General features: G+C 73.4%; 10 protein-coding genes and 1 pseudogene. 6 read left to right on the top strand and 5 right to left on the bottom strand.

The window, feature by feature from the left end; genetic code table 11:
* Positions 1-484, top strand: a pseudogene (locus ABD317_RS28070) (hypothetical protein); the annotation flags it as partial.
* A 62-nt stretch (positions 485-546) separates the two neighbouring features.
* Here the strand turns inward: ABD317_RS28070 and ABD317_RS28075 are convergent.
* Positions 547-1,446, bottom strand: coding sequence for a pseudouridine-5'-phosphate glycosidase (locus ABD317_RS28075; RefSeq protein WP_344293226.1), 900 nt, complete (start codon positions 1,444-1,446; stop codon positions 547-549).
* A 39-nt stretch (positions 1,447-1,485) separates the two neighbouring features.
* Entirely contained in the window at positions 1,486-1,977 is a 492-nt protein-coding gene (locus ABD317_RS28080; protein ID WP_344293228.1) for a hypothetical protein, read from the bottom strand.
* Between the two features lie 130 nt (positions 1,978-2,107).
* Here ABD317_RS28080 and ABD317_RS28085 point away from each other — a divergent pair, with 130 nt between their 5' ends.
* The gene (locus ABD317_RS28085) at positions 2,108-2,704 is read left to right on the top strand and encodes an HAD domain-containing protein (RefSeq protein WP_344293230.1); all 597 of its coding nucleotides are present in this window, start codon (positions 2,108-2,110) and stop codon (positions 2,702-2,704) included.
* 43 nt (positions 2,705-2,747) lie between these two features.
* On the opposite strand, the gene ABD317_RS28090 is transcribed toward ABD317_RS28085, so the two are convergent.
* The gene (locus ABD317_RS28090; RefSeq protein ID WP_344293231.1) at positions 2,748-3,290 is read right to left on the bottom strand and encodes a DUF1697 domain-containing protein; all 543 of its coding nucleotides are present in this window, start codon (positions 3,288-3,290) and stop codon (positions 2,748-2,750) included.
* An 89-nt stretch (positions 3,291-3,379) separates the two neighbouring features.
* Positions 3,380-3,907 (bottom strand): methylated-DNA--[protein]-cysteine S-methyltransferase, encoded by a 528-nt coding sequence (locus ABD317_RS28095; protein WP_344293233.1) that lies wholly within the window; start codon positions 3,905-3,907, stop codon positions 3,380-3,382.
* A 257-nt stretch (positions 3,908-4,164) separates the two neighbouring features.
* On the opposite strand from ABD317_RS28095, the gene ABD317_RS28100 reads away from it, so the two are divergent.
* Positions 4,165-5,058, top strand: a complete 894-nt coding sequence (locus tag ABD317_RS28100; protein WP_344293239.1) for an MHYT domain-containing protein — start codon at positions 4,165-4,167, stop codon at positions 5,056-5,058.
* A gap of 56 nt (positions 5,059-5,114) precedes the next feature.
* On the opposite strand, the gene ABD317_RS28105 is transcribed toward ABD317_RS28100, so the two are convergent.
* A complete protein-coding gene (locus tag ABD317_RS28105; protein WP_344293235.1) occupies positions 5,115-6,053 on the bottom strand; it encodes a glycerophosphodiester phosphodiesterase in 939 nt (312 codons plus the stop codon).
* A gap of 299 nt (positions 6,054-6,352) precedes the next feature.
* On the opposite strand from ABD317_RS28105, the gene uvrB reads away from it, so the two are divergent.
* The 3 genes from uvrB to ABD317_RS28120 form a co-directional block, all read left to right on the top strand.
* Entirely contained in the window at positions 6,353-8,491 is a 2,139-nt protein-coding gene (uvrB, locus tag ABD317_RS28110; RefSeq protein WP_027753592.1) for an excinuclease ABC subunit UvrB, read from the top strand.
* A gap of 193 nt (positions 8,492-8,684) precedes the next feature.
* On the top strand, positions 8,685-9,263 hold the full coding sequence (locus ABD317_RS28115) for a TerD family protein (RefSeq protein ID WP_027753591.1): 579 nt from the start codon (positions 8,685-8,687) through the stop codon (positions 9,261-9,263).
* A gap of 74 nt (positions 9,264-9,337) precedes the next feature.
* The coding region (locus tag ABD317_RS28120; protein ID WP_344293237.1) for a TerD family protein at positions 9,338-10,000 on the top strand (663 nt) is incomplete at its 3' end.

Below are 10,000 nucleotides of genomic sequence, written 5' to 3' on the forward strand. Positions count from 1 at the left end.
GCTCGGCGAACTGCGGGACGCCCACGGCACTCCGCCGGCCACCCTGGCGGCCGCGCTCCGCGCCGCCGGCCTGCACACCCGCCCCGACGTCGCCCCAGTGCTCGCCGCCCTCGGCCCCGCCGTCCGCGCACCCGCCGAGATCCGGGCCCGCACCGTGCTCCGCGCCGCGGGCCTGCCGCCCCCGCTCTGGCGCACCCACCTGCACCTCGACGGCTACTGGCTCACCACCCCGCACGCCCACTGGCCCCGCACCGGCGTCCTGCTCCACCTCGCCGAGCCGCCGTACCGCGACGACGACGGCACCGTGGACCACCACAACGCCCTCGAATCGCTGGGGCTGCACCTCGTCCACACCACACCACGCCAGCTCTTCCGCGAACCGGAGTGCTTCACCGCCGCCGTCCGCGAAGCGCTCGCCGCCGCCCCGCACGGCGGGGTTGCCGGCCGGCTGCGCGCGCGGCCGTGGCGCAGGCGCGTCTCGTGACCGAATGCGCCGCGGAGTGGGCCCCGCGGCCCGCTCACCGCCGGCAGGTCACACGCCGCACCTCACGCCCCGCTGTGCACCGCGATCTCCGCGGCGAGCCGTACGTTCCCCCGCACCGCCGCGAGGTTCGCCTCCAGCGACGCCCCGCGCGTGTGCTCCGTCAGATACCCCAGCAGGAACGGCGTGATCGCCTGCCCGCGCACGCCCCGCCGGTCCGCCTCGCGCAGGGCGTCGGCCAGCACCGCGTCGTGCACTACCGGGTCCAACTGCTCCGCGGCCGGCACCGGGTTGGCCACGATCACCGCCGACGGCGGCACGCCGAGGTCCCGTTGGGCGCCCAGCACCGCTGCGACCTCCGCCGGAGTACGGACCGTCCACTCCACCGGCTCACCGGACGTCCGCAGATAGAACCCCGGGAACTCCGCCGTGCCGTAGCCGAGCACCGTCACGCCCAGCGTCTCCAGGCGCTGCAGCGTCGCCGGCACGTCCAGGATCGACTTCACCCCCGCGCACACCACCGCGATCCGCGTCTCCGCGAGCAGCCGCAGGTCCGCCGACTCGTCCTGCGCCTCCGTCCACCGCCGGTGCACCCCGCCCAGCCCGCCGGTGGCGAAGACGCCGATCCCCGCGCGGGCCGCGAGGAACGCCGTGGCCGCGACGGTCGTCGCGCCGCTGGCGCCGAGGGCGGCGGCCGGCGCGAGGTCGCGCACGGTCAGCTTGCGTACGGTGTCGTCGGACGCGATCCGCTCCAACTGCGCCCCGCCGAGGCCGGCGTGCGGGATGCCGTCGAGCACGGCGACGGTGGCGGGCACGGCGCCGGCGGAGCGGACGATGTCCTCCAGCTCCGCCGCCACCTCCAGATTGCGGGGGCGGGGCAGGCCGTGGGCGATGATCGTCGACTCCAGGGCGACGACCGGGCGCCGGTCCGCGAGCGCGTCGCGGACCTCGTCGGTCAGGTGCATGCGCCCACCGTACGGCCGCCGGGCCCCGGTGATCAGCCCCTACGTGTCGTACAGGCCGTCCCACGGCGCGTGGAAACCGAGCCGGTCCGGGTACAACACCGCCCAGTCCGGCTCGTCTTCTCCGGCGCCGCCACCGCCACCGTCACCGGCGCCCGGCTCCGCGTGCCGCTCGGCGACCAGCCCGAAGCGGATCCCGTCCACCGTGACCTCGAACGGCCTGATCGCGATGTCGCCGAAGACCAGCCCCGGCAGTTCGTCGAGCCAGCCCTCCATCTTCGCGTCCAGCCGCCCGTCCGCGGGGACGCCGGGCCCCGGGGTCCAGATGTCGGAGCCGGTGTGCCGGCCCTCGCCGTCGAAGCGGTGCAGGACGGCGAACCAGCGGCGGTGCTCCAGCCAGTCGGGGCCCATGCGGTAGCCGGGCGGGTACGCGGCGGTGATCGAGGCCAGGAACTGCCCGTCCGCGTAACGCCCGATGTTCTCGGTGCGGTAGCCGGGCTCGTGACGTATCGGGATGACCTCGGGGATCGCCATGGCCCAGACCCTAGGGGGTGGGCGGAACGGCCGGCAGCCGGGCCCCGGCGCGGCGGCCGTCGGGGTGCCTCGCGGAACGGGCGCACGCGCGGGCCTCTGCACCGGCGGCGGCAGCGCCTACCTTCGGAGGATGGACGACGTTGACCGCGCCGCCGACTCCGACGCCGCCCCGCCCGCCGCCGCCTCCGACCCCCCGGAACGCCCCCTCCTCCTGCTCGACGTCGACGGCCCTCTCAACCCGTACGCCGCCGGGGCCCAGCCGCCCGGGTATGGCGAGTACGTGGTCACCGGGATGCCCGCCGGGCCGCTCCGGCTGTGGCTGCGGCCGGCGCACGGGGAGCGGCTGCTGTCGCTGCCGTACCGACTGGTGTGGGCGACGACGTGGATGCACGAGGCCAACACCGTCATCGGCGACCGGGTGCTGGGGCTGCCGCCGCTGCCGGTCATCGAGTGGCCGACGATGTTCACCACAGACGACCCGGACGGGCTGTACTGGAAGACGCGGCACGTCGCCGCCTGGGCCGCCGGCCGGACGTTCGCCTGGGTGGACGACGAGATCACGGCGGCCGACGCCGAGTGGATCGCCGAGCACCACGCGGGGGAGGCGCTGCTGCGGCAGATCAACCCCGCGCGGGGGCTGGTGGAGGAGGACTTCGAGGCGCTGGAGGCGTGGGCGCGGGAGCTGGACCGCGGGCGGCCCGGGACGGGCCCGGATACGCCCGGATGAGCCGCGCCGGGCCGGCTGGGCGGGCCCGGCCGTGTCCCGCGGGTCAGCCGTCCGCCAGCTCCAGCAGCTTGAGGACCGTGTTCCAGTTGCGCGCGGTCGCCGTCACCGCCAGTTTGCGGCCGGAGAAGTCGGCCGCCAGCTTCGACCGGCCGAGCCCGCCCGGGCACCAGACGTAGACGACGCGGTCCCCGATCTCGTACCGGTCGGGCGCGTACGCCGCGGGGTCGGCGGTACGGAACCAGGCGTCCGCCGGCGCCGGCCCGGACAGGAACACGGCCAGGAAGCGGGCCGGCTCCGCGGCGCCCTCCGGCAGCGGGTTGGCGGCGACGACCGCGGCGATCTCGTCCCGGGTGCGGACGACGGCCCCCACCCGCACGCCGAACTCCTCCTCGACGGCCGCCTCGACGGCCTCGGCGGTCTTCTCCGGCGGGGTGCCGGGGTCGTCGAAGACGACGTTCCCGCTGGCGACGTACGTGGCGACGCCGCCGAAGCCGCGGTCGGTCAGCGCGGCGCGCAGCCCGGCCATGGGGACCTTGTTCCTGCCGCCGACGTTGATGCCGCGCAGCAGGGCGATCTGCTTGCCCACGCCCGGAGCCTCCCTCGTACGTCCGTCGTGCCGGCCCGTTCGGCCCGGCCGGCCCGGGGCGCCCCCGGCCCGTCCGCCCGCTCACCGCGTCAGAACAGCGGCTCCGGCAGCACGCCCTCCAGCGCCAGCAGGCTCCGTTTCGTCTCCAGCCCGCCGCCGAAGCCGCCCAGGCCGCCGTCGCTCTCGACGACGCGGTGGCAGGGCACCACGACCGGCAACGGGTTCGACGCCATGGCCCGCCCGACCGCCTGCGCCGCGCCGGGCTCGCCGACGCGGTCGGCGAGGAACTGGTAGCTGACGACCGAGCCGTACGGCACCGCGGCCGCCAGCTCCTCCAGCACCCGCCGGTGGAAGCCGTCGGACAGCGACCAGTCCAGCTCCAGCCGGAAGTCCTTCAGGTCGCCGGCGAAGTACGCCCGCAACTGCCGCTCGGCCGCGGCTATGTGCCCGGCGGGACCCGCCGGCTCCGCCGCGCCGCCGGCGCCCGCGGCCCCCGGCTTCGCGTGGAACCCGACCTTGACCAGCCCCCGGTCCGTCGCGGCGAGCAGCAGCGGGCCGATCGGCGAGTCGACCACCCGGCGGACCTGCCGGGGCGCGAGGGCATCGGTGGCGTCCATGCCGCGAGCGTAGGACACGGCACCGACAACCGCCCCCCCGACCACCCCCGATCGCCCACCGCCCGGCCCCGCTCCGTTCCGGGTCCGCGCCGCAGACGGGCAGGTACCGATTGCGTATCGGCTGTGCCGACCGCGGGACGGACGTTTCGATCCCGACTCGCACAGACCTACGATTTCCTCTGGTTGCCTTGTACATCTGTCGACACGTCTGTAGACGCATCAGTAGACCCGGGAGTCACTCCGTGCTCGCTGCCCCCGTGCCCGTCGACGGGTTCACGTATGGCCTGCTCACCCCCGTCACCGCCTTCGTCATGGCCGCGGTCGGCAGTGCCCTGGGGCTTCGCTGCACCATGCGCGCGCTGACCGTCGAGCCCGCGCGCCGGGCCGGCTGGCTGCTGCTCGGCGCGGTGGCCATCGGCACGGGCATCTTCACCATGCACTTCATCGCGATGATGGGCTTCACCGCCGACTCCGTCCACATCGGTTACGACGTGCCGATCACGCTGGCGAGCCTCGGCGTCGCCGTCCTGGTGGTCGGCGTCGGCGTCTTCATCGTCGGCTACCTGGGCCGTACCGCGTTCGCGCTCACCACCGGCGGCGTCATCACCGGCCTCGGCGTCGCGGCCATGCACTACCTCGGCATGGCGGGCATGAAGATGGACCGCGGGCGGCTGGAGTACGACGGCATGGTCGTCGCGCTGTCCGTGCTCATCGCCGTGGTCGCCGCCACGGCCGCGCTGTGGCTGGCGATGACCGTCAAGCGGTTCGGCGTCGCGGTGGGCGCCGCGCTGATCATGGGCGTGGCCGTCTCCGGCATGCACTACACGGGGATGGCGGCGCTGGAGGTGCAGGCCCAGGCCGTGAACGGGGCGGCGGAGGGCAAGAGCCCGGCGGAGATCCTGGCGCCGATCCTGATCGGGCCGGTGCTGCTCCTGGTGTTCGTCGGGCTGTTCGTCGGCATGGACCCGCTGGAGAACGAGTGGCGGGTGTCCGTCGAGGACGAGGACGCCGCCTTCGGCGGAGAGGCCGCCTTCGGCGGGGACGCTGCCGTCGGCGGGGGCACCGTCTTCGGCGGGAGCGCCGCCGCCCCCGAGCCGGCTGGCTCGGGAGCGGCGACGTACTTCGAGCGGGGCGGCCGGCACGGCGGCTGACCGCGGCCGGGCCCACGGCCCGCCGCGCCCGGTCCGTACCGGACCGCCCCGGGGCGCTACCGCGCGGCGACCCCGAAGCCGGCGACCCCGAAGCCGGCGTCCTCAAGCGCCTCGGCGATCACGTCGGGCTTGTTGGTGATGATGCCGTCCGCGCCCCACCCGGCCAGCTCGACGGCCCGTGCCGGGTCGTCGACGGTCCACGTGTAGCTCTCCAGCCGCTTGCCGTGCGGGCCCTCAAGCGCGTGCACCGCCGCGTAGTAGTCCGCGGACACGGTGCCGTGGTGGGAGTTGATCTGGTCGGAGAAGGCGGCGTAGGCGGGCAGGTCCGCCACGGCGGGGGTGCCGAGGAAGCCGGTCTTCACGTCCGGCCGCAGCTTGTGCACGGTCCTGAGGGAGTCGGCGCCGAAGCTCTGCACGACCAGCTTGTTCCGCACGGCCGCCCGGCTCAGCCAGCCCGTCCTGCGCAGCTCGGTGAGGATCTCCTTCTCGATCCCCGGGTACAGCTCCGGCTTCTTGATCTCCAGCACCAGCTTCTGGCGGTTCTGCGTCACCCGCTTCATGTACTGCTTCAGGGTCGGCACGCGCGCGCCGGCCCACTCCTCGCCCTTCCAGCCGCCGGCGTCGAGCCTGCTGATCTCCTTCCAGGTGAAGTCGGCGACCTTCCAGGGGGCGCGGTCGGGGTAGACCTCTTCCACGTTCGTGGTCCGGGCGAGGTTGTCGTCGTGCATGATGACCAGCTCGCCGTCCTTGCTGCGCTGCACGTCGTTCTCGACCCAGTCGATGCCCATCTGATGGGCCACGTCGACGGCTTCGAGGGTGTTCTCCGGGGCGACCGCCGAGGCGCCGCGGTGCGCGACGGTCACGACCGGGGCGGCGGCGGTGCCGGCAGCGGGCTCGGCGGCGGTCGCGGTGGCGGTCGTGGCGGTCGCGGTGAGTACGATGCCGGCCAGGGCCGTCAGGGCGCCGGACGCGCGCGTAAGCGTGCGGGAGGGCATGCAGTCTCCTCGGCTAGAGGTGATCACTTGTCGCCGCAGGGTCCCAGTGGCAGGCGACAGAGTACGAGGCCGGGGATGGACAGAGATTGAACGCCGATATCGGCGCGGTGAACGCCGGCGCACTCCCGTCGACGCAGGTGAGAGGGTTGGGGAAGCGCTTACTGCCCGCGCCCGGCCGCCGCCGGTCCGGCTGGAAATCATCTGGTCGGCCGAACGGGGCCTGCGGTATTGGGCCAGGTCGGCGAGGGTGCCCGGGCGATCCGGTCCGCGTTGTCGGTGGCGGGTCGTACGGTGGGACCATGCGGCCCGTCACAGACATCGAACGCACCACGGCGCCCTTCGAGGTCGTCAGCCCGTACCAGCCCAGCGGTGACCAACCCGCCGCCATCGACGAGCTGGAACGGCGGATCAGAGCGGGCGAGCGGGACGTCGTGCTGCTCGGCGCCACCGGCACGGGCAAGTCGGCGACGACGGCCTGGATGGTCGAGCGCCTCCAGCGGCCCACGCTGGTCCTCGCGCCCAACAAGACGCTGGCAGCCCAGCTGGCGAACGAGTTCCGCGAGCTGCTGCCGAACAACGCCGTGGAGTACTTCGTCTCGTACTACGACTACTACCAGCCCGAGGCGTACGTCCCCCAGACGGACACGTACATCGAGAAGGACTCCTCGATCAACGAGGAGGTGGAGCGCCTGCGCCACTCCGCGACGAACTCGCTGCTCACCCGCCGCGACGTCATCGTGGTCGCCTCCGTCTCCTGCATCTACGGCCTGGGCACGCCGCAGGAGTACGTCGACCGCATGGTGCCGCTGAAGGTCGGCGAGGAGATCGACCGGGACCAGTTGCTGCGCCGCTTCGTCGACATCCAGTACACGCGCAACGACCAGGCGTTCACGCGCGGCACGTTCCGGGTCCGCGGCGACACCGTCGAGATCTTCCCGGTCTACGAGGAACTGGCCGTCCGCATCGAGATGTTCGGGGACGAGATCGAGGCCCTGTCCACGCTCCACCCGCTGACCGGCGAGGTGATGAGCGAGGACGACGCGCTGTACGTCTTCCCCGCCTCCCACTACATCGCCGGCCCCGAGCGCATGGCCAAGGCCGTCGCCGGCATCGAGACCGAGCTGGGCGAGCAGCTGGGGGCGCTGGAGAAGCAGGGCAAGCTGCTGGAGGCGCAGCGGCTGCGCATGCGCACGACGTACGACCTGGAGATGCTCCAGCAGATCGGCACCTGCTCGGGCGTCGAGAACTACTCGCTGCACATGGACGGGCGCGAGACCGGCTCTCCACCGCACACCCTGCTGGACTACTTCCCGGAGGACTTCGTCCTCGTCATCGACGAGTCGCACGTCACCGTCCCCCAGATCGGTGCCATGTACGAGGGCGACGCCTCCCGCAAGCGCACCCTCGTCGACCACGGCTTCCGGCTGCCGTCCGCGCTGGACAACCGCCCGCTGAAGTGGGAGGAGTTCCTGGAGCGCATCGGCCAGACCGTCTACCTGTCCGCCACCCCCGGGCCGTACGAACTGTCTCGCGGCGACGGCGTCGTGGAGCAGATCATCCGGCCCACCGGGCTTGTCGACCCCGAGGTCGTCGTCAAGCCGACCGAGGGCCAGATCGACGACCTGGTGCACGAGATCCGCACGCGCGCGGAGAAGGACGAACGCGTCCTCGTCACCACGCTCACGAAGAAGATGGCCGAGGACCTCACCGACTACTTCCTGGAGCTGGGCATCCAGGTGCGCTACCTGCACAGCGACGTCGACACGCTGCGCCGCGTCGAGCTGCTGCGCGAGCTGCGCGCCGGCGAGTTCGACGTACTGGTCGGCATCAACCTGCTGCGCGAGGGCCTGGACCTGCCCGAGGTCTCGCTCGTCGCCATCCTCGACGCGGACAAGGAGGGCTTCCTCCGGTCGGGCACGTCGCTCATCCAGACCATCGGCCGCGCCGCGCGCAACGTCTCCGGCCAGGTGCACATGTACGCGGACAAGATCACGCCGGGCATGGAGAAGGCGATCGACGAGACCAACCGGCGCCGCGCCAAGCAGATCGCGTACAACGACGAACACGGGATCGACCCGCAGCCCCTGCGCAAGAAGATCAACGACATCGTCGCGCAGATCGCCCGCGAGGAGGTCGACACCGAGGCGCTGCTCGGCACGGGCTACCGGGCCACGCAGCCCGAGGCCCCGGCGAAGGCGCCGGTGCCGGAGCTGCGGCAGCAGACGAAGCCCGCCGGCCGGCCCGGCAGGGGCGCCGCCGCCGGGAGCGCGCCCACCGAGACGCCCGCCGCCGACCTCGCCGCGCAGATCGAGGACATGACCGCCCGGATGCGGGCCGCGGCCGCGGAGCTGCAGTTCGAGGTGGCCGCCCGGCTGCGGGACGAGGTGGCGGAGATGAAGAAGGAGCTGCGGCAGATGAAGGAGGCGGGGCTGTCGTAGCACCGGGTCGTGCGGGGGCGGCCGGGCGCCCGCCGGGCGTGCGCGGAGCGCGGCCGCCGGGAGCGCACAACCGGTGCTGTGTAGCAGGAGAGCCACAAATCCTCCCCCGGGGGGAGCACAGGGCCGCTGTCCTGCGTAATGTGCGGGGCAACGCGCCGGTCATGGCGTGTTCGGACAGGAGGGGAACGTAAGCGTGTCGATCAACTTGACCAAGGGTCAGGCCATCAGCCTGCAGAAGTCCGATGGCGGCTCCCTCAACGCGGTACGCATGGGACTGGGCTGGCAGGCCGCCGAACGCCGCGGCCTCTTCGGAAAGCGGACGCGCGAGATCGACCTCGACGCCTCCGCCGTGCTCTTCGCCGACAAGCAGCCCGTGGACGTCGTCTTCTTCCAGCACCTCGTGAGCGACGACGGTTCGGTGCGGCACACCGGTGACAACCTCGTCGGCGGCGCCGGCCAGGGCGGCGACGACGAGTCGGTCCTGGTCGACCTGCAGCGCGTACCGGTGCACATCGACCAGATCGTCTTCACCGTGAACTCCTTCACCGGCCAGACCTTCGCGGAGGTGCAGAACGCCTTCTGCCGGCTGGTGGACGAGTCCAACGGCCAGGAGCTGGCGCGCTACACCCTCACCGGCGGCGGCACGTACACCGCCCAGATCATGGCCAAGGTGCACCGGACGGGCTCCGGCTGGGGCATGACCGCCCTCGGCTCGCCGGCGAACGGCCGCACCTTCCAGGACCTCATGCCGTCGATCCAGCCGCTTCTCTGAGGCGGGGACGGGGCGACCGGTTTCCGAGGCATGACGCGACGTCGACGGCCGCAGCGAGTGCAGGGGAGGGCCGCATGACGGCCGAGTTGGTCCGCGGGCAGAATCATCCGCTGCCGCAGACCCGGGTGGAGATCAGGATTTCGGCGGGGAGCCCGGTGACACCGGGCGCCACGCTGGGCGGAGAGGACGGCCGGGTCAGCGACCCGGGCCGGATCGCGCACCCCGGTGCGCCGCAGCTGCCGGGCCTCGAAGTGCCCGGCCAGGCAGCGGCGGCACACCGGCTGGCGGTGGACCTGGACGTGATGCCGCCGGACGTGGAGCGCGTGCACGTGCTGCTGGCGCTGCCCGCCGGCGTGCCGGGGCCGCGGAGCTTCGGCGCCATCGCACCGCCGTCGGTGGCCGTCACCGGCCTCGACGGCACGGCGATCGCGCGGTTCGTCATCACCGGCCTGGACAGCGAGTCGGCGGTCACCGCCGTGGAGCTGTACCGGCGGGGCGACGCCTGGAAGATCAGAGCCGTGGGCCAGGGGTACGCGGGCGGGCTCGCCGCCATGCTCGCGGACCAGGGCCTGCCGGAGGCGCAGCAGCTCGCCGCGGACATCGAACGGGCCGTGGCCGAGGGGCTGGCCCGTGCCGTCGCCCCGGCGCCGCCGGCCACCGGCCAGCAGACCGGGGCGGGCGCACGCCGCGCGCAGCCGCCGGCGGAGGGGCGGCAGACACAGGCCGGCCCCGTCGAC

Origin of the sequence: Streptomyces synnematoformans, assembly GCF_039531005.1 — a bacterium.
Classification (GTDB): Bacteria; Actinomycetota; Actinomycetes; order Streptomycetales; family Streptomycetaceae; genus Streptomyces; species Streptomyces synnematoformans.